Below are 24030 nucleotides of genomic sequence, written 5' to 3' on the forward strand. Positions count from 1 at the left end.
TCGGCTCAGGCCGGTGCTACATGTCGTAGTCCGGGTCGAGCCGGTCCTGCTCCTCACGCCGCATCCGCTCCGTCTCCTCGTCACGCATGCGCTCCTGACCCGGCCGGCCAGGCTCCTGGCCCTGTCGGCCATGCTCCTGGCCCTGTCGGCCGCGCTCCTGACCCGTCCGGCCAGGCTCCTGGCTCTGCCGGCCACGCTCCTGACCCTGCTCCCGCGCCTGCTGGGCCTTCTGCTTGGCCTGCTGCTGCCACTGCTCCGACTTGTCCTGGAACTGGTCCTTCATACCCATGTGGGTTCACTCCCGTGGTGGGTGAGGGGAAGGCCCTTGACCGGGCCTCGACCAGATTCACACGGGCGGACACAGTGCGCATTTCGATCAACTACGGTGCGTAGCGCGGAACTCCTCGTCCGCCGCCCCACCTGCACCGACGAGCCCCGATCGCATGCCCTCCAACCGCGCCCCGAACCGCTTCATCTCCCGCTGGCCCACCGTCCCGATCAAGCCCGGCAGATATCCCCGCACGCCCTGCATCCCGCGCAGCCACCACTGCCCGTACACATGACTCGACCGCCGCTCGATCCCGGCGACGAGCCGGTCCACCGCGGGCCCCAGCGGATACGTCCTGTTGGACGGCCACGGCAGCCGCTGCCGCAGCTCCCGCATGACCTCGTCCTGATCGGCGCCCCGCACCATGTCCGTGTCGGTCCATGACAGGTAACCGACGCCGACCCGCACGCCCTTGTGGCCGACCTCGGCCCGCAGGCTGTGCGCGTACGCCTCCACACCGGACTTGGAGGCGCAGTACGCGGTCATCATGGGCGCCGGGGTGATCGCGGCGAGCGACGCGATCTGCAGCAGATAGCCGCGGCTCTCCATCAGCACCGGCAAGAACGCCCGCGCCGTGACCGCCGACCCGATCAGATTGACCTCGATCACCCGCCGCCAGGCCTCCGGATCGGAGTCGACGAAGGGACCGCCGGTCGCGACACCCGCGTTCGCGACCACGAGGTCGACCTTCCCGAACCGCTCCTTGACCTCGCGCGCCACCCGCGTCATCGCCTCATGGTCCGTCACATCGGCGTACCAGTGGCCGCTGTCGCCGTGCAGCCGCTCGGCGACCTGCTTGAGGGCGTCCGGCTCCAGCCCGACCAGCGCCACCTTGGCCCCGCGCGCGGACAGTTTGCGGGCGAGCAGCTCCCCGACACCGCGCGCGGCACCGGTGACGACCGCGACCTGCCCCTCCAGACTCACCCTGCTCATGCGCCCTCCTTGGTGGTCGCGTACGTCGTCACGAGGTCCCGGATCCGGCCCGTGACCAGCTCCGGCGCCTCCACCGGGGTCATATGGCCGAGCCCCGGCAGTTCGGTGCTGCCCACACAGTTCGGCAGCGCGGCGACCAGCGCCCGCGCCTGCACGGGCGGCGTGAGCCGGTCGGCTGTTCCGACGACGACGATTGTCGGCACCCTCAACTCCCGTACGCCATGGTCGAGATCGAGCAGGTGGAGCACCTTCGACCAGGTGTGCCGCACCTTGCGGGGACACGCGTGCACGATCCGCGCGCACGCCTCCACCATGTGCGGCGCCGAACCCGGCCCCATCGTCCCGTACTTGAGGATCCGCCGCGCGAGAGGCGTGACCGGCCCGAGCGGGGCCCGCGCGCCGAGGATGTGCCTGGTCAGCCAGGTCCGCAGCCGACCGGGCCGGAGGGGGACGACCGTCGACTCGGCGACCAGCCGCGAGGAACCCGTGCTGCACAGCAGGACGGCGGCCGCGTGTTCCCGGAAGACGGCTCTCCCGGACGCCGCCATCACCGTCATGCCGCCCATGGAATGGCCGACGACCACGGCCTTCTCCCCGGGCGCCAGGGTCGCTTCCAGTACGGCTTCGAGGTCGTCCGCGAGGGCCTCCGTACTGCACGCCGGGCTCGCCGGGCTGCGTCCGTGGCCGCGCTGGTCGTAGGCGATCACGCGATGGTCGGCCGCGAGGTCCCGTATCTGCGCGGCCCAGAAGGCGGTGGAGCAGGTCCAGCCGTGAGCGAGGACGACGGCGGGCGCACCGTCGGGCCCGTGCACCTCGACGTGCAGACGGGCACCGTCGGCCGATTCGGCGACGAGCTCACGGGCGGGGGCGGGCGGGGCGTACGGCCCGGACGAAACGTTCATGAGCCGGCTCACGCGTCCACCCCCACGCTCTTCGCACTCTCCCCGCTGCCCCCACTGCCCCCACTGCCCCCGCTGTCCCCGTCCCCGCTCTTGGCGGGCACGCGCAGGAGTTCGTACTCCGTAAGGTCCACCTGCCGGGTTGCCCGCCGGAACTCGGTCGTCGTACCGGGCCAGATGGTGGTGTTACGGCCGCTCGCGTCGAGGTACCAGCTGGTGCAGCCGCCGGTGTTCCACACCGTCCGCTTCATGCGCTCGTGCACCCGCCGGTTCCAGGCGGCGACGGCACCGGGCCGGGCGTCGAGGGCCGCGCGTCCCCCGAGGACGCCCAACTGCCGTACGAAATCCGCCATGTAGTTGAGCTGCGACTCGATCATCAGGATCATCGACGAGTTCCCGAGCCCGGTGTTGGGTCCGATGATGGTCATCCAGTTGGGGAACCCGGCCGCGGAGGCGCCGCGCAGGGCCTCCATGCCGCCCTTCCAGGCCTCGGCGAGAGTCCTGCCGTCGGCGCCCACGACCCGGTCGGCGATCGGCATGTCGGTGACGTGGAACCCCGTACCGAAGATGATCGCGTCGACCTCGGCCTCACTCCCGTCGGCGGCGACGACGGTCGAACCGCGGATCTCGCTCAAGCCGCTCGCCACGACGTCGACGTTCGGACGGGCGAGCGCCGGATAGTACGCGCTGCTCAGCAGGATCCGCTTGCAGCCGATGCGGTAGTCGGGGGTGAGCTTGGCGCGCAGGGCCGGGTCCTTGATGGCCCGCGCCATGTTCCGCTTGGCCAACCGCTCCACGAAACCCAGCTCGTCGGGGTGCTTGGTGAAGGCCTGGACCTGCAACTCCCGTATGCCCCAGAGCAGTCCGCGCCGGGCCTGCGCGGTGAAGGGCAGCGCGCGGTGCAGCGCCCGCTCGGCACCGGTGATGGCGCGGTCGACGCGGGGCATGACCCAGGGCGGGGTGCGCTGGAAGAGGGTCAGCCGGGCGACGTCCGGCTGGATGCTGGGCACGATCTGGATGGCGGAGGCGCCGGTCCCCACCATCGCGACGCGCTTGCCGCGCAGGTCGTGGTCGTGGTCCCAGCGGGCGGAGTGGAAGACCTTGCCCGGGAAGGAGTCGAGCCCCGGAATCTCGGGGATCCTGGGGTCGGAGAGCGGCCCGGTGGCGGAGACGACGATGTCCGCGGACAGCCGCCCGCCGCTGGTCTCGATCTCCCAGCGCAGCCGCTCACCGTCCCAGGTCATCACCTTCACTTCGGAGTTGAAGCGAAGGTGCGGCCTGAGGTGGAAGACGTCCGTGACGTGCTCCAGATAGGCCCGGATGTGCTGCTGCCCGGAGAAGGTGCGCGGCCAGTCGGGATTGGGCGCGAAGGAGAACGAGTACAGATGGGACGGCACATCGCACGCACACCCCGGATAGCTGTTGTCCCGCCAGGTCCCGCCGACACTGTCGGCCCGCTCCAGCACGACGAAGTCGGTGATCCCCTCGCGCCGCAGCCGCACGGCGGCCCCCAGCCCGCCGAATCCGGACCCGATCACCGCCACGCGTACATGTTCGTGCTCGGCCATCCCGTAGCCTCCACGCCTCGCTCTTCGGACTCCGCCAGTGAACACTGGCGCAATGGGGAGCGTAGAGCAGCTCCGTACCGATGGGTAGGGGTCGGGGGAAAGCGTTCACATCAGCGGCTGCCGCCGCGGGTACCGGCGGTACAACATAGGCTGCGTCACGTGGCAGGGGACGACGGACGACGCGAGTACCGCATGGAGGAGCTGGCCGGGCTGGCCGGCATCACGGTGCGCACCCTGCGCTTCTACCGCGAACGCAAGCTGATCCCGCCGCCCCGCCGCGAGGGCCGCATCGCCTGGTACGACGATCACCACCTGGCCCGCCTGCGCACGATCGCGGCGCTCCTGGAACGCGGCCACACCCTCACCGGCATCGCGGAACTGGCGGAGGCCCTCGACCACGGCCGCGACATGGCCGCCGTCCTCGGCGTCACTCCCACCGAGGAGGAGCCCGTCCGCCTCACCCCCGAGGAACTCGCCGCCCGCTTCGAGGGCGAGGTCACCCCTGAGAACCTCGCGGCCGCGATGGCGCTCGGCTACCTCGGCACCGACGGCGACGAGATCGTCCACATCAGCCGCCGCCTCCTGGACGTCTCCTCGGCCCTGGTCCGCGAGGGCATCCCCCTCGCGGAGGTCCTCAAGGCGGGCGCCCGCGTCCGCGAACATGTCGACGCCCTGGCAGAGATGTTCGCCGAACTCGTCCTGCACCACGCCCACGAGGACGACCTCCAGCGCCTGCGCCCCCTGGCCCGGAGCGTGGTGGAGGCGGAGCTTTCGCTGGCGCTGGACCGGCGGTTGCGCAAGCGGGACCCGAGCCGGGACTGACGGAACGGCTCGCCTACAGGTCGTACACCGCGGTCACGGGCGCATGGTCCGACCACCGCTCGTCATGCGTGGCCGCCCGCTCGACGTAGGCCTTGACGGCCCTGGCTGCGAGACCGGGCGTCGAGACCTGGTAGTCGATCCGCCATCCTGAATCGTTGTCGAAAGCCCGCCCCCGGTAAGACCACCAGGTGTACGGCCCCTCGACATCGGGATGCAGCGCCCGCACCACATCCACATACCCTGCGCCCTCGTCCCCGTCCGCCGCGTCGAAGACCCGCCCCAGCCACTCCCGTTCCTCCGGCAGGAAGCCGGAGTTCTTGGTGTTGCCACGCCAGTTCTTGAGGTCGGCCCGCTGGTGGGCGATGTTCCAGTCGCCGCAGACGACCACCTCGCGCCCGTCGGCGGCGGCCCGCCGTCGCAGCGTCTTCAGATGGGCGAGGAACTCGTCCATGAAGCGGAGCTTCTCGTCCTGGCGCTCGGTGCCGACCTCGCCGGAGGGGAGGTAGAGGGAGGCGACCGTGACGCCCGGCAGGTCGACCTCGACGTACCGCCCGGCGGCGTCGAACTCGGCGGACCCGAAGCCGACCTGGATGCGGTCGGGTTCGCGCCGGGTATAGAGGGAGACGCCGGCGCGGCCCTTGGCGGCGGCCGGCGCGTGCACCACGTGCCAGCCGTCGGGCGTGCGCACATGCTCGGGCAGCTGCCCCGGCTCGGCGCGCACCTCCTGCAGGCAGAGCACATCGGCGGAGGTCCCGGCGAACCACTCCACGAAGCCCTTCTTCGCGGCGGCGCGCAGTCCATTGACGTTGACGGAGGTCACAGTGAGCACGCGGGCACGATACCGGCACACTGGACGGAGTCCGGATTCCACAGTATGCATAGGTGTACGATCTCCGACATGAATATACGCCGCGTCTCTTTCGAGCACCCGGACGCCGTGAAGCTGAACGACCAGGTCCAGGCCGAGTACCACGTGCGCTACGGCGACGGCGGAGACGCGACCTCCCTGGACCCGGCGGACTTCGAGCCGCCGAACGGCGTGTACTTCATCGTGTACGACGAGAACGACAGCCCCGTCGCCACGGGCGGCTGGCGTGCCCAGGACACGAACGACGAGGGCAACCGCGACGGCGATGCCGAGGTCAAGCGGATGTACGTGGTGGACGGCGCCCGCGGACGCGGCCTCGCCCGGCGCATCCTGGCCGCTCTGGAGGAGGACGCCTCCAGAGCCGGCCGGCTGCGCATGGTCCTGGAGACGGGCACGAAGCAGCCGGAGGCCATTGCCCTCTACACGTCCAGCGGTTACGAGCCGTGCGAGAAGTTCGGTTACTACCGGCACTACGACTCCAGCCGGTGCTTCGCCAAGCAGCTGGGCGCGATCGGCTCCTGAGGCCGGCCAGTGGGCCGGTACCGCCGGGGCACGGGGGCCACCCGCTGACGGAACATCAACCGAAACCATCGGCCAAAACAAAGATCCCGTCCGATCAACCGATCGGACGGGATCTCCTCAACTCCCCCGAGTCTCCTCGGGATAGTTGTTGCGGTGGACCTGAGGGGATTCGAACCCCTGGCCCCCTCGATGCGAACGAGGTGCGCTACCGGACTGCGCCACAGGCCCTTGCAACGAGAGAAACTCTAGCACCCCGATCCGCGTGCTTGAAAATCCGTTCCGGCCCGGCTGAGGGCAGCGGCACAGGTGGGGGCGGGGACTACTCGTTGGCGGCCCGCCGCCGGTCGCCTTCCTCGTACTGATCGAACAGCGGTGTACGACCGCGCTCCCGTGCCCGCCGCGCGGAAGCCGCACGGCGGGCGTCACAGCGCCCGTCGTCGTCGGCCCTCTCCTCCGCGGGGGCCTCCGCGCCCGGCTCCGCGACGTCCCGGTGCTCGGCGCCGGGGCCCGTCTGTGCCTCCTGGTCCCGGGCGACGGAACTCGACCGGGCCGAGCTCCACGCGTCAGGGGCTCCGAGGTCCACCTCCGCGGTGGCCCGCGGCGCGACCGGCGCGGTCACGTACGTCGGCAGCGGCACCGGCACCGGGTCCCAGCTGTCGCCGCGCCCTGGCCGTCGCTGCCGCTCGCGCTGCTGGTCGACCCACTCGGCGTGGTCGGTCTGCTCGACGAGGGCGCGGCGGTCGGCGGCGAGCGCGGACAGCCCGGGGTCGGTTTCCTGCTCTGGCCCCTCCTCCGGTTCGTCGGCGTCCACCTCGGCGGCGGCAGCGCGCCGGCGCGGCTGACGCGAGCGCTCCCGGAGCCGCTGTGCGGCGGCCTCGGCGTGGCGCCGGTCCATCTGGTAGGCGAAACGGCGTCGCTCCTGGGAGCGCAGGTACGCGATGTAGCCGCTGAGCAGCACGGCGGGTACGCCGGGCGCCCAGAGGAACGCGAGGCCTCCGACCGCGGCGACGATCGTGCCGAACGTGAACGCGATGAAGAGCATCACGGTGGTACGCCGGCGGCGCGCGAGCACCTTGGTACGCCGGGCACGCGCCGCGGCCGCTTCCTCCGAGGGCGTGCGCCGAGGGGCGGGTGCCCGCTTGCGTACAGGCGCGGGGGCCGCTGCGGGCGCCGGTGCTTCCACCTGTTCGCGTGCTGGTTTGGGATGTCCTGGCGCCTGCGCCGGTGCCTCCGCGCGCACCTCGGCGCGTGCCTGCGGGCGGGCCGGAGGCATGGCGAAGGCCCGGACGTCCACCGAATCGGTGACGGCGTCCGGTCGACGGGCGCTGGGCTCCTCCTCTTCGGTGGAGCGCGCCTGCAGGTCCTTGGCGTATCGGCGCTCCATACCCGCCCGTCCGGACAGGAGCCGGATGGCGGTGCTGAAGCGTTCCGTCGGACGGGCCTCGTTCAGCTCGTCCTGCCTACGGAGCCACATCGGCACCAAGTAGGCGGCCCAGGCCCCGACAATGACTGCGTAGATGAGGCCGCTGCTGCTCACGCCTCACACGGTAGAGGGGTTTGCGTGAGGCCATCTGCCAATTGAGCCGGTGTGTCGCACGATCTGGCTGATATTTCGAACTTTTTTTGTGACCGATGCGATCAGCGGCCCACCGAGGGCGTGAATTTAATGCCCCGAGGTGGTCGCCGCCCGATCAATTTCGAACACTTATTCAATTCTACGAACGCGCCAAGGACGGGCTATGCGGGATTCCCCCGCGTGCGTGCCCGTTGCCAGCGGCTCAGCAGCCCGTCCGGAACCTCTTCCGCGGTCAGTGCGAAGACCAGGTGGTCGCGCCAGGCTCCGTCGATGTGGAGATAACGCGGCCTGAGGCCCTCGTCACGGAATCCGAGTTTCTCCACGACCCGGCGGCTGGGCCCGTTCTCGGGTCGAATGCAGACCTCGATGCGGTGCAGACCGACGGCCCGGAAACAGTGGTCCACGACGAGTGCCACGGCCGTCGGCATCACGCCGCGGCCGGCCACCGACTCGTCCACCCAGTAACCGATGTGGCCCGAGCACATCGAACCCCAGGTGATTCCGGCGACCGTCAACTGCCCGACCAGCCGCCCCTGGTACTCGATGACGAACGGCAGCATCCGGCCGGAGTTGGCCTCGGCCCGAAGGTGGCGGACCATCTGCCGGTAGGTCGGCCGGTGCGCGATCGGCCCGCTCGGCGTGGGCGGCGGAATCGTCGCCTCCCAGGGGCGCAGCCAGTCCCGGTTGCGCCGGTTGACCTCGCGCCAGGCCCGCTGGTCGCGCAGCTTTATCGGCCTGAGGACGACGTCTCCGTCCGTCAGCACGACGGGCCAGGATGGGCTGTTCAGCTCGCACCCCCAGTGGTGACGCCGGGTCTGGGGTGGTCGCCGCCGCGGATCTGGTCGACGGCGTGCATCAGCAGGGGTTCCAGGACGGCCAGTCCGTCCTTCACCCCGCCGGTGGAACCCGGCAGATTGACGATCAGCGTCCTTCCCGCCACTCCGGCCAGGCCCCGGGAGAGCGCGGCGGTGGGCACCTTCTCCCGTCCGAACGCCCTGATGGCCTCCGCGATGCCCGGCACCTCGTAGTCGATCACCGCGCTCGTCGCTTCGGGTGTGCGGTCGGTGGGTGAGATGCCGGTGCCGCCGGTCGTCACGATCACGTCGTACCCCGCCTCGGCACCCGCACGCAGCGCGGCCTCCACCGGGTCGCCGTCGGGGACGACCCGTGGACCGTCGACGGCGAAGCCGAGACCTTCGAGGCCGGCGGCGACCCGCGGGCCGCCCTTGTCCTCGTAGACCCCTGAGGCCGCCCTGTTGGAGGCGGTGACCACCAGAGCGCGATACGTCATGGCCGGCTCCAGTCGCCCGACTTGCCGCCGGTCTTCTCCTCCACCCGCACGTCCGTGATGACCGCTCCCTTGTCGACCGCCTTGACCATGTCGATCACGGTGAGCGCGGCGACGGAGACCGCGGTGAGGGCCTCCATCTCGACGCCCGTGCGGTCCGTGGTCTTCACCGTGGCGAGGATCTCCACGGCGTCGTCCGCGACCGACAGGTCCAGTTTCACACCGGACACCGACAACGGGTGGCAGAGCGGGATGAGGTCCGGGGTGCGCTTGGCGCCCATGATGCCCGCGATGCGTGCGGTGGCCAGGGCGTCGCCCTTGGGGACCCCCTCGCCGCGCAGCAGTTCGACCACACGGGGTGAGACGAGGACGCGGCCGCTGGCGCGGGCGGTCCGCGCGGTGACGTCCTTGCCGGACACGTCGACCATACGGGCGGCGCCCGCGTCGTCGATGTGCGTCAGTCGGTCCTGCGTGTTCATCTGTGAGGCGCTCCCGGTCCCGGCCCGGCGCGGTGCGGCGCACGGGTCTGCTGTGCGCGACACGGTACCGCCAACCAGGAGCCCTCAGCCGAGCAGGACGACCTCGACCTCGGTGCCGGGCTCGACCGACTCCACGTCCTCGGGGACGACGATCAGCGCGTCGGCGCGCGCGAGGGCCGCGACCAGGTGTGATCCGGCGCCGCCGACCGGAGTCACGGAGCCGTCGGCGTACGTCCCGCGCAGGAACTGTCTGCGGCCCTTCGGCGAGGTCAGCGCCTTGCCGGTGGTCAGGGTCGCGCGGGTGCGCGGCCGGTGGACGTCGTCGAGGCCCATGAGGGTGCGGATCGCGGGGCGGACGAACAACTCGAAGGAGACGTACGACGACACCGGGTTGCCGGGGAGCGCCAGCAGCGGGGTGTGCTCGGGGCCGATGGTGCCGAAGCCCTGGGGCTTGCCGGGCTGCATGGCGAGCTTGCGGAACTCGATGCCGCTGCCCGCCTCGTCCTCGTCACCGACGTGCGAGAGCGCCTCCTTGACGACGTCGTACGCCCCGACGCTCACCCCGCCGGTCGTGACCATGAGGTCGGCGCGGACGAGCTGGTCCTCGATGGTGGAGCGGAGGGTCTCGGCCTCGTCCGGGACTGCGCCCACGCGGTAGGCGATGGCCCCGGCGTCGCGGGCGCAGGCGGTGAGGGCGAAGCTGTTGGAGTCGTAGATCTGGCCGCTGCGCAGTTCCTCGTCGGGCTGGACGAGTTCGCTGCCGGTGGACATGACGACCACGCGTGGGCGCGGGCGCACGCGGACCGTGCCGCGGCCGATCGCGGCGAGCAGGGCGATCTGGGGCGGTCCGAGGATCGTGCCGGCTTCGAGGGCACGGTCCCCGGACCGCACGTCGCTGCCCTTCGCCCGCACGTGCGCGCGTGCCTCGGCGGAGCGGTACACGTGTACGTGGCCCTCGGCGCCCTCGGGGGCCAGGGCCCGGGCACGCATGCCGGACACCGGACCCTCGCCGAGGCCCCCGTCGGTCCACTCGACGGGGACGACGGTCTCGGCGCCGGGCGGGAGCGGGGCGCCGGTCATGATGCGGGCGGCCTGGCCGGGGCCCACCTGCAGCAGGTCGGCCTGGCCCGCCGCGACGTCCCCGATGACATCCAGGACGGCCGGGAACTCCTCGCTCGCGCCCGCGACATCCGCGACCCGCACCGCGTACCCGTCCATGGAGCTGTTGTCGAACGGTGGCAGCGAGAGCGGCACCGTGACGTCCTCGACCAGGACACAGCCCTGTGCGTCCATGAGGTTCAACTCGATGGGTTCCAGGGGGCGGACGGTCGCGAGGATGTCCTCCAGGTGCTCGTCCACCGACCAGAGGTGGTCCTGGCCGGTGGCGCGGGGCGCGGCGCTGCTCAACGTGCTACATCTCCTCGGCTACGTAACTGCGAAGCCAGGTCCGGAAGTCCGGGCCCAGGTCTTCACGTTCGCACGCGAGCCTGACAATGGCACGCAGATAGTCACCGCGGTCGCCGGTGTCATAGCGGCGGCCCTTGAAGACGACTCCGTGCACCGGGCCGCCGACCTTCTCGTCCTGCGCGAGCTGCTGGAGGGCGTCGGTGAGCTGGATCTCGCCGCCGCGGCCGGGCTCGGTCTCGCGCAGGATGCCGAAGACGTGCGGGTCGAGGACGTAGCGGCCGATGATGGCGTAGTTCGAGGGGGCGTCCGCCGCGTCCGGCTTCTCGACCATGCCGGTCACCTTGACGACGTCGCCGTCCTCGGTGGCCTCGACGGCCGCGCATCCGTAGAGGTGGATCTGCTCCGGCGCGACCTCCATGAGCGCGATGACACTGCCGCCGCGCTGCTCCTGGACGTCCACCATGCGCGCGAGCAGCGGGTCGCGCGGGTCGATCAGGTCGTCGCCGAGCAGGACGGCGAAGGGCTCGTGGCCGACGTGCGGGGCGGCGCACAGCACGGCGTGACCGAGCCCCCGGGGGTCACCCTGTCGCACGTAGTGCATGGTCGCGAGGTCGCTGGACTCCTGGACCTTGGCGAGCCGGCCCGCGTCGCCCTTCTTCTGGAGGGCGGACTCCAGCTCGTAGTTGCGGTCGAAGTGGTCCTCTAGGGGGCGCTTGTTGCGGCCCGTGATCATGAGGACGTCGTCGAGGCCCGCGGACACGGCCTCCTCGACCACGTACTGGATCGCCGGCTTGTCGACGACCGGCAGCATCTCCTTGGGAGTGGCCTTGGTGGCCGGCAGGAACCGGGTGCCGAGGCCTGCTGCGGGGATGACAGCCTTACTGATCCTTGGGTGCGACTGGGTCATGCCGCAACCCTATCCGGTGCGTTTGTTGGGAATCTGTGGCTCCGATTAATTGGCTCTCATATGAGTGCATTGGGAAGGGTACGGGTGCGACCTATGAGTCACCTCGGACGTGCGGCCGAGCCTGACAAGCGAATGTTGCGGCGAGGGTTCCTCGCGGTGAGAAGCAGGTTGACGGTCGATGACGTGCGGGAGGCCGCGACCGCGCTGGCCGGGCGCGCGCTCCGGCTGCCCGAGCTGGCGCAGGCCCGCACGGTGGCGGCGTACGTCTCCGTGGGCAGCGAGCCGGGGACGCTCACGCTGCTGGACGCGCTGCGCGCGCGGGGCGTGCGCGTGCTGCTCCCCGCGCTGCTTCCGGACAACGACCTCGACTGGGGCGCGTACGCCGGAGAGGGCTCCCTCGCGCGGGTCCAACACGGCGGGAAAATGGCTCTCTTCGAGCCGTCCGGGGAGCGTCTCGGCCCGGACGCCGTGACCGGGGCGGACGTCGTGCTGCTGCCCGGGCTCGCGGTCGACGCGCGCGGGATGCGGCTGGGGCGCGGCGGAGGGTCGTACGACCGCGTCCTCGCACGTCTGGAGCGCGCGGGCTCGCATCCCGCGCTCGTGGTGCTGCTGTACGACTCGGAGGTCGTCGAGCACGTACCGGAGGAGGCGCACGACCGGCCGGTGCAGGCGGTGGTGACGCCTTCGGGAATGCGCCGCTTCGGGAGCGGCTGATCCGCCCTGTCATGCGAAATGGCCTTCCACGCGCGCGTGGAAGGCCATTTCACTGCCGTTGCCGGGCCCTTGCGTTCAGCGGCTCACGGCTTCAGCACGAGGGTGTCGCTCGTGCCCTGGTCCACGGCCTTGTCGGTGAAGCTCCAGTCGAGCAGTTCACCCTTGACCCACTTGCTCGTCTGGTCGGTGTAGTGGGCACTGTAGGCGTGCCCCGAGGCGCCGGTGAGGTTGATCCACTTCGACTTGTCGAGGTCGCCGAGGTTGACCACCATCCGCATCGACGGCACCCACACGACACCGTAGCCGCCGGCGGCGTTCCAGCCGGTGGCGTTGACCGTCGCCTCGCCGCCGCTGAGCTTCCAGGGTCCGCGGTTGAGGATGTACTTCACGAAGGCGGGGCCGTCGGTGCCGAGGGTCTGGTTCTTCAGGAACAGGCGGTGCAGCCGGCCCCAGCTCCAGGTGTCGATGTCCTTGCCGAGCTTGGCGGTCAGCTCCCAGCGGGCGTCGATCATGGCGCGCGCGAACAGATCGTCACGGTTGTCGTTCGCGCCGGGCCGGGTGAGCGACTTGGGCGTGGTCCACCAGTCGCTCTTCTGGTCGTTCATGAGGGTGCGCACGACCTCGAACCAGCGGTCGCCGCCGTCCGGCTGTGCCTGGTCGGCGTCGCGCTGACCGCACTCACGGACCTTGTTCGTGTCGTCCGCGGGCCCGGTGCTACTGACGGGATCGACCCACAGGCACTGGCCTTCGACCCGCAGTTCCTTGGGCAGCTTGTTGCCGAAGGCGAGCTTGAGGACGTTGCGCCAGACCGCGTTGAAGTAGGCGGCGGCAGCCGAGTCGGCGTCCTGGGTGTAGTCCCAGCCCTCCAGCAGTTCCTGCGCCTGGCGGACGTCCTTGTCCTTGATGTCGATCTTCAGCAGCTTGGGGACGAGCAGCTTGGCGATCTCGCTGCTGTTGTCCAGCTGCATCTGGCGCATGTCGTCGGTGGAGACCTTGCCGCCGCCCTTGATCTTCGACTCGATGAGGTCGGTGATGCGCTGGCTTCGGGTGCCGTAGCCCCAGTCCGTGGTGAGCGTGTAGGGGTACTTGTCCGGGTCGACCACGGCCTGGTTGGCGGTGACGATGTAGCCGCGCTTCGGGTTGTACTCGTAGGGCAGCGCGTCCTGCGGGATGTACCCGGTCCACTTGTAGCCGGAGTCCCAGCCGGGCGCGGGGATGGAGCCGTCGGCCTTCTTCGCGCGCGTGGGGATCTTCCCGGGCAGCGTGTAGCCGATGTTGGTCCTGTCGGCGTAGACGAGGTTCTGCGAGGGCACGTCGAACAGTTTGGCCGCGGAGCGGAACCCGCTCCAGTTCGAGGCCCTGTCCATCGCGAAGACGGCGTCCATGGAGGTGCCGGGGTCGAGGGCGGTCCAGCGCAGCGCGATGCCGTAGCCGTCGCCGCGGTCGGGCGCGGCCGTGTCGACGGTGGCCTTCTTGCCGACCTTGACGAGCTCGTCGTCCCGGTCGGACAGCAGTGGCATGCCGTCGGCGGTCTGGCGGACGATGATCTTCTTGGCGGAGCCGCCGGCGACCTTGATGGTCTCCTCACGCGTGGTGAGGGGCTTGACGGTGCCGTCGTACAGGTATCCGTCGCCGCTGAGCTTCTCCAGGTAGAGGTCGGTGACGTCGACACCGGAGTTGGTCATGCCCCAGGCGATGTCCTGGTTGTGGCCGATGACCACGCCGGGCATGCCCGCGAAGGTGTAACCGGTGACGTCGTACTGACACTTGCTGGAGACGGTGCGGCAGTGCAGGCCCATCTGGTACCAGACGGACGGCAGCGAGGCCGACAGGTGCGGGTCGTTGGCCAGCAGGGGGTGGCCGGTGATGGTGTGACTTCCGGCGACGACCCAGGAGTTGGAGCCGATGCCCTGGCCGTTCACGCCGACGGCCGTGGGCACGTCATCCAGGACGTTGTAGAGACCCGACAGCTGGCTCTGCAGGGCCGAGCCCGTCGACGTCGAGGACGTGCCCGTCGTGCCGCTCGTGGACGTGCCACTGCCGGACGTGCCGCCGTTCTGCTCGAACGTCTTGGTGAGCTCGTCGTACTGGCCCTCCTGGACGATCGCCTTGTTGCGGCTGTAGGGGTAGTCCGGGTACAGGTCGGCGATCTGCTTGGGGCCGAGCCGACTGGTCATCAGGGCGCGGTCGATCTCGTCCTGCATGTTGCCGCGCAGGTCCCAGGCCATCGCCTTCAGCCACGAGACCGAGTCGACGGGGGTCCACTGCGCGGGCTTGTAGTCGTTGGTGAAGCCCAGCGCCGCGTACTCCAGGGAGATGTCCTTGCCGTCCTTGCCCTGCAGGTAGGCGTTGACTCCCTTGGCGTAGGCCTGGAGGTTCTTCTTGGTGGAGGCCGACAGTTTTGTGTCGTACTCCTGCTTCGCGACGCGGTCCCAGCCCAGGGTCCGCAGGAACTCGTCGTTCTTGACCTGGCCCTTGCCGAACATCTCCGACAGGCGCCCGGAGGTCATGTGGCGGCGCACGTCCATCTCGTAGAACCGGTCCTGCGCCTGGACGTAGCCCTGCGCCATGAACAGGTCCGCGTCGGAGGAGGCGTAGATCTGCGGGATGCCGTTGCCGTCGCGCTTGACGTCGACGGGGCCTGACAGACCGTCGAGAGTGATCGAGCCCTTCGTCTGCGGGAACGACGCCCGGACGGTGCTGATGGACCAGTACGCCCCGAAGGCGATGCCGCCGATGATGGCCAGCACCAGGACGAGCACGACCAATCGGGCTTTGCGCCCCTTCTTCCTGCCGGACTTGCCGGGCTTGTCACCCGTTGTGGCGGTGGTGTTGGGGGGCATCGCTGTCCTTGCTGTCCTCACGCGAGCGGCAGGCGGGTCGTGACGTTTGAATGAGCGCTGGAGCAACCATAGGCGCAGGGCCTTGCGGCCCTTGACGCGGAGTCGGGAACGAGCGGGGGCGGGCATTCGATCTCGCCACCGGGAGTGTCAAGAAATCGTCAAGAGTTAGGTAAGGTAACGAAGTACCTGGGTGCGGAGTTCACCGGCTTCGTGTCCTATGTACGTGAGCTCCCGCGCGGGATGCGTGTGAGCCAGGGAAGGGAACGGCCGCTGACTGTCCACCATCTCAACCAGCTTCTGCTCGTCTGCTCGCTCGTCCTGCTCGTCGCTGTGGCAGCGGTCCGGATCTCCTCGCGCAGCGGGCTCCCCAGCCTGCTCGTGTACCTGGGGATCGGCATCGCCATGGGACAGGACGGCATCGGCGACGTCCGCTTCGACAACGCCGAACTCACTCAGGTCATCGGATACGCGGCCCTCGTCGTGATCCTGGCCGAAGGTGGACTGAGCACGAAGTGGAAGGAGATCAGGCCCGCCCTGCCGGCCGCCTCCGCGCTGGCAGTGGTCGGCGTCGCGGTGAGCGTCGGAGTCACGGCCACGGCCGCCCACCATCTGATCGGGCTGGAGTGGCGTCAGGCGCTCATCATCGGGGCCGTCGTCTCCTCGACGGACGCGGCGGCGGTCTTCTCGGTCCTGCGGAAGATCCCTCTGCCCGCGCGCGTGACGGGCACCCTGGAGGCCGAGTCCGGTTTCAACGACGCACCCGTGGTCATCCTGGTCGTCGCCTTCTCCACGGTGGGTCCGGTCGAACACTGGTACGCACTGCTGGGCGAGATAGCCCTGGAGCTGGCCATCGGCGCAGCCATCGGCCTCGCGGTGGGCTGGCTCGGCTCCTGGGGCCTCAGGCACGTGGCGCTGCCCGCCTCCGGCCTCTATCCGATCGCCGTCATGGCGATCGCGGTCACGGCATACGCGGGCGGTGCACTGGCGCACGGCAGCGGCTTCCTGGGCGTCTACCTCGCCTCGATGGTGATGGGCAACGCGAAGCTGCCCCACTGGCCCGCGACGCGCGGCTTCGCCGACGGGCTCGGCTGGATCGCCCAGATCGGCATGTTCGTCCTGCTCGGTCTCCTGGTCACTCCGCACGAGCTGGGCGACGACGTGTGGCCCGCGCTCGTCATCGGCCTGGTACTGACGATGGTGGCGCGGCCCCTGGGCGTGATGCTGTGCCTGACGCCGTTCCGGGTGCCCTGGCAGGAGCAGACCCTGATGTCCTGGGCCGGGCTGCGCGGCGCGGTCCCCATCATTCTCGCGACCATCCCGATGGTGCAGGGCATGGACGCCAGCCGCCGCATCTTCAACATCGTCTTCGTCCTGGTCGTCGTCTACACCCTGGTCCAGGGGCCGACGCTGCCGTGGCTCGCCCGCACGCTGCGCCTGGGGGAGGACCAGGAGGCCGCCGACCTCGGCGTCGAGTCCGCTCCGCTGGAGCGGCTGCGCGGGCATCTGCTGTCGGTCGCGATCCCCGAGGGGTCGAGGATGCACGGCGTCGAGGTCAACGAGCTGCGGCTGCCGGCCGGGGCCGCCGTCACCCTCGTCGTACGCGAAGGAAAATCGTTTGTCCCGCTGCCCACGACGGTCCTGCGGCACGGCGACGAGTTGCTCGTCGTCGCCACGGATCCGGTGCGGGACGCGGCGGAGCGGCGACTGCGCGCCGTGGGCCACGGCGGCAAGCTGGCCGGGTGGCTCGGGACGAACGGGGCGCGGCCGGGGCGCTGAGGCGCGCGCGGCACCGAGGCGCGGGTGACAGTGAGGCGTGACGCTGATGCGCGCCCGGCGCGTGGGAGTGAATGGCATGTTTCGTACCGTTCACACCTCGGGCAATCCCAGGTGAACGGCGGCATGGTGCTCGTTTTCACAGGCGCCCCGACCGTTGACCCCTGTACGATGAAGGCGCACTTTGATCGAACCAACTCTGCCTGACGCAGAACTGGCGCGACCGCATGGCGGCCGTGGCGCCCTCGCAGTGGGCGGCCCCCGGTATCTACCGCAGTTCCGCGCAAGAGGACAGCTCTCGGCGCGGCCCGCACAAGCGGCGCGCTACCAGGCGGCAGAAAGGCACGGGCCGTGGCATCCACGGTCACCTCCCGCCCGGGCTACGGACAGCTGCTGCGCACCCGCGGCGCCTGGACGTTCCTGCTCCCCGGCTTCGCGGCACGCCAGCCGTTCGCGATGCTCACCATCTCGATCGTGCTGCTCGTGCAGCACACCACCGGCTCCTTCGGCGCGGCGGGCGCCGCGGCGGCCGTAACCGGTGTCTCCATGGCGCTGTTCGCGCCCTACAGCGGCCGTCTCGCCGACCGCCACGGACAGCGCGCCGTACTCATCCCCGGCGTGCTGCTGCACTCACTGTCGGGCCTGACCCTGACGGCACTCGCGCTGGCCCACGCGCCCCTGTGGGCGCTGTTCGCGGCGGCCGTTCCGACGGGCGCCTCGGTACCGCAGGTCGGGCCCATGGTGCGCGCCCGCTGGGGCGGGAAGCTCCAGGGCACGCCCCTGATGACCACCGCGGCCGCCTTCGAGTCCGTCACGGACGAGCTGACCTTCGTCTTCGGCCCGCTGCTCGCCACCGCCCTGTGCACCACCGTCGCCCCGGCCGCGGGCCTGGTGACGGAGGCGTCACTGACGCTGCTCGGCGGTCTGCTGTTCGCGGCACAGAAGGGCACTCAGCCGCCCGGCACCGTCGCCGGGCACGCGCGCGTGGAGCACGTTTCCGCACTGCGCGTCCCTGGTGTCCGCGTGCTGATCGTGGCCTTCCTCGGCATCGGCTCCGTCTTCGGCGGCATGCAGGTCTCGCTCGCCGCGTTCACCGAGTCGATCGGCGAGCCCGGCCTGAACGGTGTCCTGTACGGCGTCTTCGCCGCGGGCAACATGCTCTCCGGCATCGTCTGCGGCGCCGTCGCCTGGAAGGTGGCCCCGCAGCGGCGCCTGGTCCTCGGGTACGGCGGCCTCGCCCTGGCTGCCTCCGGCCTGTGGGCCGCGCACTCGGTACTCCTGCTGGCCGGCCTCGGTCTCGTCGTCGGCATGTGCATCGCGCCCGCGCTGATCACCGGCTACACGCTGGTCGAGGACCTGGTCCCGGCCGGCGCCCGTACCGAGGCCTTCACCTGGCTGACCGGCGCGGTGGCGCTCGGCCAGGCGGCGGCCGTCACGGTCGCCGGACAGCTGGAGGACCACTTCTGGGGCGGCGCCGGATTCCTGGTGCCCGCGGGCGGCACCGTGCTCGCCCTCGCCACGCTCGTGGCCCTCCGGACTCGGCTGGCCGCACGACCCCGCAGCCGGACCGTCGCACGTGGCGTCGGTCACCGCGTGCCGGTGACGGTGGACTGATCCTCGGGAATACGTCAGTATGGACCCTCGTTAGCACTCAATGAGTGAGAGTGCCAGGAGGAAGACAGTGCCGACCTACCAGTACCAGTGCACCGAGTGCGGCGAGGGCCTCGAGGCGGTGCAGAAGTTCACCGATGACGCCCTGACCGAGTGCCCCAACTGCAGTGGCCGCCTGAAGAAGGTGTTCTCCGCGGTAGGCATTGTCTTCAAGGGCTCCGGCTTCTACCGCAACGACAGCCGCGGCTCCTCGTCGAGCAGCGCGCCGGCGTCGTCGAAGCCGTCGACGTCCACTTCGTCGTCGGAGCCGTCCTCGTCGTCGTCCTCTTCGAGTTCGTCGTCGTCTTCGTCGTCTTCGTCGTCCTCGGACTCGAAGTCGTCGAGCGCCGGCTCGTCGTCCAGCAGCGCCGCGTAGCACTCGCTCACTGACCCTGTCGTCGTAGGACGGCAGGGTCTTCGGCATCTCCTGGGCCCCCGCTCGGCCCGCCGCCCGGGCCGGATACTGTGCGGGCCATGGCGAACGCAGAGATCGGTGTAATCGGCGGCTCGGGCTTCTACTCGTTCCTCGACGACGTGACCGAGGTCGAGGTGGACACCCCGTACGGGCCGCCCAGCGACTCCCTCTTCCTCGGCGAGATCGCCGGCCGACGGGTCGCGTTCCTGCCCCGCCACGGGCGTGGCCATCACCTGCCGCCGCACCGGATCAACTATCGGGCCAATCTCTGGGCGCTGCGGTCGGTCGGCGTGCGCCAGGTGCTCGGACCCTGCGCGGTGGGCGGCCTGCGCCCCGAGTACGGGCCGGGCACGCTGCTCGTGCCGGACCAGCTGGTCGACCGTACGAAGTCCCGTGTGGGCACGTATTTCGACGGGCTGCCGCTGCCTGGCGGAAACATCCCGAACGTGGTGCACGTGTCCCTGGCGGACCCCTACTGCCCTGTCGGACGTGCGGCCGCCCTCAAGGCCGCGCGCGGGAGCGGCTGGGAGCCCGTGGACGGCGGCACCCTGGTCGTGGTCGAGGGGCCGCGCTTCTCCACTCGCGCCGAATCGCTCTGGCATCAGGCGCAGGGCTGGTCGGTGGTCGGCATGACCGGCCACCCCGAGGCGGCCCTCGCCCGTGAACTGGAGCTCTGCTACTCGTCGATGACGCTGGTCACCGACCTCGACGCGGGTGCCGAGACCGGTGAGGGCGTCTCGCACGACGAGGTACTGCAGGTGTTCGCGGCGAACGTGGACCGGCTGCGGGGCGTGTTGTTCGACGCGGTGGCCGCCCTGCCGGCGAACGAGGACCGGGACTGCCTCTGCACGGAGGCACTGGGCGGGATGGATCCGGGGTTCGAGCTGCCGTAACGGGGCAGCGACGGGGGCGAGGAGGGCGGAACTTCCCGTTCGGGTGAGGGAGTTGTCCACAACCCGTCGGTAGTCCACCGGCCTCGGCAGGAATCGGCGCAGAGCCTCATCGTGGGTCTGCAAGCAGATTCCCCGACGCAGGTGGTGACCCGAATGTCTCTCCCCCCGCCCCTCTTCCCTTCCCCTGCCTCCCCGTTCCGCTCCCCCTCCCCCTCTCTCTTCCCCTCTCCCGCCCCCGCGTCTCCGCACCCGCCCGGCACCGACGCTCCAGCCACGTGCGAGGTTCCGCACTTCGCTCCCGTGCGGGTGCGCGGCGGGCGCTACCAGCTACAGCGGCTCGTACGACACCGGAGGCGCGCTGTGGCCGCAGGCCTCGCCGTGACCGCGGCCGCACTGGTGGCGGCGGGTCCGAGGGACACCGACCGGGCGCGCGGGCATCCGGTGGCTGAGCCCGTACGAAAGCACCGGGCCGTCGAGATGGTGGCCGCTCCCGTGCGGATCGCCGACGGGGCCACGGTCCGGCTGCTGCGACCCGGGGACCGAGTGGACGTCGTCGCCGCGCAGGAGACGGCGACGGGCGGCGATGCCCGCGTGGTCGCGCGCGGGGCGCGGGTGACCAAAGTGCCGGAGCCCTTGGACGAGACGGGCGGCAGTGGGGCGCTGGTCGTGCTCTCGGTCCCCCGTTCCACCGCGGCGCACCTCGCGGGTGCGGGCGCCACGGCACGGCTGGCGGTGACCGTGTGCTGATCCGCGCCGCCCGATTCCTGCGCGACTTCCTGTCAAGTCCCTCGTCTGTGCCACCCGATTGGACAGGGCGCTCTCGCATTGACGTAAGTTGCGGAACTGTTTGTTCCCCGACTTGCGTGTGTGAGAAGAGGCCCCGAGGTGAGCGAGAAGAAGGAACCGAGCGTCTGGCAGGGCTTCAAGGCCTTCCTGATGCGCGGGAACGTCGTCGATCTGGCGGTGGCGGTGGTCATCGGCGCCGCGTTCACCAACATCGTGAACGCGGTGGTGAAGGGGATCATCAACCCGCTGGTCGGGACGATCGGAACCCAGAACCTCGACGCCTACAAGGCCTGCCTGAGCGAGAAGTGCGAGGGCAACCAGGGCATCCAGATCCTGTGGGGCTCGGTCCTCGGCGCCACCCTCACGTTCGTGATCACCGCGGCCGTCGTGTACTTCCTGATGGTGCTGCCGATGTCGAAGTACCTGGCCCGGCAGGAGGCCCGCAGGAAGGCGCGGGAGGGCACGCACGAGGTGCTGGAGGTGACCGAGCTGGAGGTGCTCAAGGAGATCCGCGACGCACTGGTCGCACAGCGTGGTTCCGGGCACAGCGAGCACTAGCGGCACGAGCCTGCCGGCGCCCGTGGGCGGCGGCCGGTACGGCTCAGACGTGGTGGGGCGGCTTCTCGTCGAGGAAGCGCTTCAGGTCGGCCGCGGCGTCGCCGGCGGCGCCCGGTCGCTCGCCCCAGCCGCGGTCCGTGTCGTCCGAGGACCGCTGGTCCAGCGGGTCGTCGAAGATCAGCGCGGGCTTCGGGGCAGGCGGCTCGGGGGCGGGGGCGGAGGTCATGCCTCCAGGGTACGGGGCCGGGGGCGCGCGGCCTCCCGGTCGGGTCGGTGGATCACACGCCGTGCGGGGCCGTACACCGCTGGGCCGCTCACAAGATTTTCGGCCGCTTATCTGGTGTGCTGGAACACATGACGAGCAGTTCGACTCCCCCGTCGGCGTCCGCCGGCGAGCCCGCGGACCACAGACCGCTGCGCAGGCTCAGGGCCCGCGGCCGCGACGAGGCGCATCGCGTCGCGTCACCGCTGGAGCTCTTCTTCGACCTTTGCTTCGTAGTGGCCATCGCCCAGGCCGGCGCCCAGCTGGTGCATGCCATGGCCGAGGGGCACGCGGGCGTGGGGATCCTCAACTACGCGATGATCTTCTTCGCCATCTGGTGGGCGTGGATGAACTTCACCTGGTTCGCCTCGGCGTACGACAACGACGACGCGCTCTACCGGGTGGTCACACTGGTCCAGATCGCCGGTGTGCTGGTCCTCGCGGCCGGGGTCTCGCGGGCGTTCGAGGAGCACGACTACCTGGCCGTGTGGCTGGGCTACGTGATCATGCGGCTCGCCATGGCGTCGCAGTGGCTGCGCGTGGCGCGGTCGACCGAGGGCGCCGAGCGAACGATGGCGTATCGGTACGCCGGCGGCGTGCTGCTGTGCCTGATCGGCTGGCTGGGGCTGGTGCTGCTGCCGGAGGACGCCCGGGCGTGGGTGTTCCTGGTGATGGTGTTCGCGGAGTTGGGCGTGCCGCTGTTCGCGGAGAAGGACCACCCCACGTCCTGGCACCCGCACCACATCGCCGAGCGGTACGGACTGTTCACGATCATCGTGCTCGGCGAGACCATCGCGGCGGCCACCGTCGCCATGAAGTCGGGCGTGGACGAGCACGACGCCCTGGGCGACCTGTTGCCGATCGCGGCGGGCGGACTGCTGATCATCTTCGCCGCCTGGTGGATCTACTTCGTGGTGCCGATCCACGGTCATCTCCGCTCCAACCGGCAGTCCTTTCTCTGGGGTTACGGCCACTACCTGATCTTCGCTTCGGCGGCCGCCATCGGCGCCGGCCTGGAGGTGGGGGTGGAGCAGGCGGTCGGCAAGGCCCACATCTCCACGCTGGCCGCGTCTGCTGCGGTGACCCTGCCGACGGCGCTGTTCCTGCTCACGGTCTGGGCGTTGCACTCCCGCTTCTACAAGGTGGGCATCGCGCAGCAGCTGGTGCTGCCGACCACTGCCCTGCTGGTGATCGCATGCACGTTCCTCGGCGACTGGGCGGTGTTCGCGGCGGGGCTGGTGTCGGCGCTGGCCGTGGCCACCGGGACGACGCTGACGGCGCGGACGGCCGCCGCGGAGCGCGGGGCGAGCGGCTCCGGCGGAGAGCGCGCCACCACCCCGTTGGCGTGAGCCGGGCCGAGCCCGGAAGCCCGTCATGTCCCGCGGGCGGGGCAGAGCGGGAAAGCCCCTCACGTCCCGCGCGGGGCGAGACTAAGGGCATGACAACCGAGCCCAGGACAGTTGACGCTCTGACGGACGTCGCCGGGGTGCGGGTGGGGCACGCGACGCGCATCGGCGACGGTTGGCTCACCGGCACCACCGTCGTACTCGCCCCGGAGGGCGGGGCCGTGGCCGCCGTGGATGTGCGCGGCGGCGGCCCCGGCACGAAGGAGACCGACGCCCTCGACCCGCGCAACCTCGTGAGCAGGGTCGACGCGATCGTGCTGACCGGCGGCAGTGCCTACGGGCTCGACGCGGCGTCCGGGGTGATGGCCTGGCTGGAGGAGCAGGGGCGGGGTGTGCGCGTCGGCGTGGACCCGGCACACGTGGTGCCGGTGGTACCGGCCGCCTGCGTCTTCGACCTGGGGCGGGGAGGAAGGTTCTCCGCGCGGCCGGACGCGAGCACCGGCCGGGCCGCGGTGGAAGCGGCCGCGGCGAGCGCGGTCGGGGCACCCGTGCCGGAAGGGTGCGTGGGCGCCGGTACGGGGGCCGTTGTGGGACCGGTGAAAGGCGGGGTCGGCAGCGCGAGCACCGTTCTCGGCTCGGGGATCACGGTCGCCGCGCTGGTGGTGGCCAACGCGGTCGGTTCGGCGATGGATCCGGAAACGGGCGTCCTGTACGGGGAGTTGTTCCAGGGACGGGCTGCCTACCCGGATTCACACATCCACGAGGCCGCGCGCAGGCGCCTGGACGAGAGTGCCGCCGCGAACGGGGTCCCCCCGCTGAACACGACACTCGCCGTCGTCGCCACCGACGCGGAACTGTCCAAGGCCCAGGCGCAGAAGCTGGCCGGCACAGCGCACGACGGCATCGCCCGCGCCGTGCGACCGGTGCACCTCCTCAACGACGGTGACACCGTGTTCGTCCTGGCGACAGGGACGCGCCCACTCGACGCCGAGCACCCCCTGGCCCTGAACGAAGTCCTCGCGGCAGGCGGGGAGGTGGTCACCCGCGCGATCGTACGAGCCGTGCGCGCCGCAGAGCCGGTGTCCGGCGCGGGCGCGGAGTGGCCGTCGTACGAGGAGTTGTACGGAGCTCGCTGAGGAGACCGCCGCCAGGTGGGTGCGGGGCCGTCGCGCCGAACACGCACCTCGGCACCC

General features: G+C 70.6%; 24 protein-coding genes and 1 tRNA gene. 11 read left to right on the top strand and 14 right to left on the bottom strand.

Annotated elements, in window-relative coordinates; genetic code table 11:
• Window positions 1–16: 16 nt before the first annotated feature.
• The 4 genes from OOK07_RS17590 to OOK07_RS17605 all read right to left on the bottom strand — a co-directional run bounded on the left by OOK07_RS17590 (window position 17) and on the right by OOK07_RS17605 (window position 3728).
• Window positions 17–289 (bottom strand): hypothetical protein, encoded by a 273-nt coding sequence (locus OOK07_RS17590; protein ID WP_266681307.1) that lies wholly within the window; start codon window positions 287–289, stop codon window positions 17–19.
• A gap of 87 nt (window positions 290–376) precedes the next feature.
• Entirely contained in the window at window positions 377–1261 is an 885-nt protein-coding gene (locus OOK07_RS17595; protein ID WP_266681309.1) for an SDR family oxidoreductase, read from the bottom strand.
• Window positions 1258–2175, bottom strand: coding sequence for an alpha/beta fold hydrolase (locus OOK07_RS17600; RefSeq protein WP_266797324.1), 918 nt, complete (start codon window positions 2173–2175; stop codon window positions 1258–1260). Before OOK07_RS17600 ends, OOK07_RS17595 begins: the two co-directional genes overlap by 4 nt.
• Window positions 2172–3728 (bottom strand): flavin-containing monooxygenase, encoded by a 1557-nt coding sequence (locus tag OOK07_RS17605; protein WP_266797326.1) that lies wholly within the window; start codon window positions 3726–3728, stop codon window positions 2172–2174. The genes OOK07_RS17600 and OOK07_RS17605 overlap by 4 nt, the downstream gene beginning before the upstream one ends.
• 192 nt (window positions 3729–3920) lie before the next feature.
• Between OOK07_RS17605 and OOK07_RS17610 the strand changes: the two genes are divergently transcribed.
• Window positions 3921–4550, top strand: a complete 630-nt coding sequence (locus OOK07_RS17610; protein ID WP_266801968.1) for a MerR family transcriptional regulator — start codon at window positions 3921–3923, stop codon at window positions 4548–4550.
• 13 nt (window positions 4551–4563) lie between these two features.
• On the opposite strand, the gene OOK07_RS17615 is transcribed toward OOK07_RS17610, so the two are convergent.
• Window positions 4564–5379: an exodeoxyribonuclease III gene (locus tag OOK07_RS17615; protein WP_266681315.1), complete on the bottom strand. Its 816-nt coding sequence runs from the start codon at window positions 5377–5379 to the stop codon at window positions 4564–4566.
• A gap of 69 nt (window positions 5380–5448) precedes the next feature.
• Here OOK07_RS17615 and OOK07_RS17620 point away from each other — a divergent pair, with 69 nt between their 5' ends.
• Window positions 5449–5940, top strand: coding sequence for a GNAT family N-acetyltransferase (locus tag OOK07_RS17620; protein WP_266681317.1), 492 nt, complete (start codon window positions 5449–5451; stop codon window positions 5938–5940).
• A 154-nt stretch (window positions 5941–6094) separates the two neighbouring features.
• Here the strand turns inward: OOK07_RS17620 and OOK07_RS17625 are convergent.
• From OOK07_RS17625 to galU, 7 genes are all read right to left on the bottom strand, one after another.
• Window positions 6095–6168, bottom strand: a tRNA-Ala gene (locus tag OOK07_RS17625).
• A 91-nt stretch (window positions 6169–6259) separates the two neighbouring features.
• Entirely contained in the window at window positions 6260–7477 is a 1218-nt protein-coding gene (sepX, locus tag OOK07_RS17630; RefSeq protein ID WP_266797328.1) for a divisome protein SepX/GlpR, read from the bottom strand.
• Window positions 7478–7677: 200 nt separating this feature from the next.
• Window positions 7678–8280, bottom strand: a complete 603-nt coding sequence (locus OOK07_RS17635; protein WP_266681321.1) for a GNAT family N-acetyltransferase — start codon at window positions 8278–8280, stop codon at window positions 7678–7680.
• A gap of 20 nt (window positions 8281–8300) precedes the next feature.
• Window positions 8301–8807 (bottom strand): MogA/MoaB family molybdenum cofactor biosynthesis protein, encoded by a 507-nt coding sequence (locus OOK07_RS17640; protein WP_266797330.1) that lies wholly within the window; start codon window positions 8805–8807, stop codon window positions 8301–8303.
• Window positions 8804–9283, bottom strand: coding sequence for a cyclic pyranopterin monophosphate synthase MoaC (moaC, locus tag OOK07_RS17645; protein ID WP_266681325.1), 480 nt, complete (start codon window positions 9281–9283; stop codon window positions 8804–8806). The genes OOK07_RS17640 and moaC overlap by 4 nt, the downstream gene beginning before the upstream one ends.
• An 84-nt stretch (window positions 9284–9367) precedes the next feature.
• Window positions 9368–10690, bottom strand: coding sequence for a molybdotransferase-like divisome protein Glp (gene glp, locus OOK07_RS17650; protein ID WP_266681327.1), 1323 nt, complete (start codon window positions 10688–10690; stop codon window positions 9368–9370).
• A gap of 4 nt (window positions 10691–10694) precedes the next feature.
• Window positions 10695–11597 carry a UTP--glucose-1-phosphate uridylyltransferase GalU gene (gene galU / locus OOK07_RS17655; RefSeq protein ID WP_266681329.1) on the bottom strand — a complete coding sequence of 301 codons (903 nt, stop codon included), beginning with the start codon at window positions 11595–11597 and terminating at the stop codon, window positions 10695–10697.
• Between the two features lie 93 nt (window positions 11598–11690).
• On the opposite strand from galU, the gene OOK07_RS17660 reads away from it, so the two are divergent.
• Entirely contained in the window at window positions 11691–12311 is a 621-nt protein-coding gene (locus OOK07_RS17660) for a 5-formyltetrahydrofolate cyclo-ligase (RefSeq protein ID WP_266797332.1), read from the top strand.
• A gap of 83 nt (window positions 12312–12394) precedes the next feature.
• Here OOK07_RS17660 and OOK07_RS17665 read toward each other — a convergent pair whose 3' ends face one another.
• Entirely contained in the window at window positions 12395–15154 is a 2760-nt protein-coding gene (locus OOK07_RS17665) for a penicillin acylase family protein (RefSeq protein WP_266797334.1), read from the bottom strand.
• A 240-nt stretch (window positions 15155–15394) separates the two neighbouring features.
• On the opposite strand from OOK07_RS17665, the gene OOK07_RS17670 reads away from it, so the two are divergent.
• From OOK07_RS17670 to mscL, 6 genes are all read left to right on the top strand, one after another.
• Window positions 15395–16930, top strand: coding sequence for a potassium/proton antiporter (locus tag OOK07_RS17670; RefSeq protein ID WP_266801969.1), 1536 nt, complete (start codon window positions 15395–15397; stop codon window positions 16928–16930).
• 348 nt (window positions 16931–17278) lie between these two features.
• Window positions 17279–18541 carry an MFS transporter gene (locus OOK07_RS17675; protein ID WP_266797336.1) on the top strand — a complete coding sequence of 421 codons (1263 nt, stop codon included), beginning with the start codon at window positions 17279–17281 and terminating at the stop codon, window positions 18539–18541.
• A gap of 67 nt (window positions 18542–18608) precedes the next feature.
• Window positions 18609–18953 carry an FmdB family zinc ribbon protein gene (locus OOK07_RS17680; protein ID WP_266797338.1) on the top strand — a complete coding sequence of 115 codons (345 nt, stop codon included), beginning with the start codon at window positions 18609–18611 and terminating at the stop codon, window positions 18951–18953.
• A gap of 98 nt (window positions 18954–19051) precedes the next feature.
• On the top strand, window positions 19052–19885 hold the full coding sequence (locus OOK07_RS17685) for an S-methyl-5'-thioadenosine phosphorylase (RefSeq protein WP_266797340.1): 834 nt from the start codon (window positions 19052–19054) through the stop codon (window positions 19883–19885).
• 153 nt (window positions 19886–20038) lie between these two features.
• On the top strand, window positions 20039–20632 hold the full coding sequence (locus tag OOK07_RS17690; protein ID WP_266797341.1) for a hypothetical protein: 594 nt from the start codon (window positions 20039–20041) through the stop codon (window positions 20630–20632).
• A gap of 138 nt (window positions 20633–20770) precedes the next feature.
• Window positions 20771–21229: a large conductance mechanosensitive channel protein MscL gene (gene mscL / locus OOK07_RS17695; RefSeq protein ID WP_266681341.1), complete on the top strand. Its 459-nt coding sequence runs from the start codon at window positions 20771–20773 to the stop codon at window positions 21227–21229.
• Window positions 21230–21272: 43 nt separating this feature from the next.
• On the opposite strand, the gene OOK07_RS17700 is transcribed toward mscL, so the two are convergent.
• A complete protein-coding gene (locus OOK07_RS17700) occupies window positions 21273–21455 on the bottom strand; it encodes a hypothetical protein (protein ID WP_266681343.1) in 183 nt (60 codons plus the stop codon).
• 128 nt (window positions 21456–21583) lie between these two features.
• On the opposite strand from OOK07_RS17700, the gene OOK07_RS17705 reads away from it, so the two are divergent.
• Together OOK07_RS17705 and OOK07_RS17710 are read left to right on the top strand one after the other, a co-directional pair.
• Complete coding sequence (locus OOK07_RS17705) at window positions 21584–22840, top strand: low temperature requirement protein A (protein WP_266681345.1); 1257 nt, start codon at window positions 21584–21586, stop codon at window positions 22838–22840.
• A gap of 89 nt (window positions 22841–22929) precedes the next feature.
• A complete protein-coding gene (locus tag OOK07_RS17710) occupies window positions 22930–23973 on the top strand; it encodes a P1 family peptidase (protein ID WP_266681347.1) in 1044 nt (347 codons plus the stop codon).
• Window positions 23974–24030: the final 57 nt, after the last annotated feature.

This window comes from Streptomyces sp. NBC_00078, assembly GCF_026343335.1.
Lineage (GTDB): Bacteria > Actinomycetota > Actinomycetes > Streptomycetales > Streptomycetaceae > Streptomyces.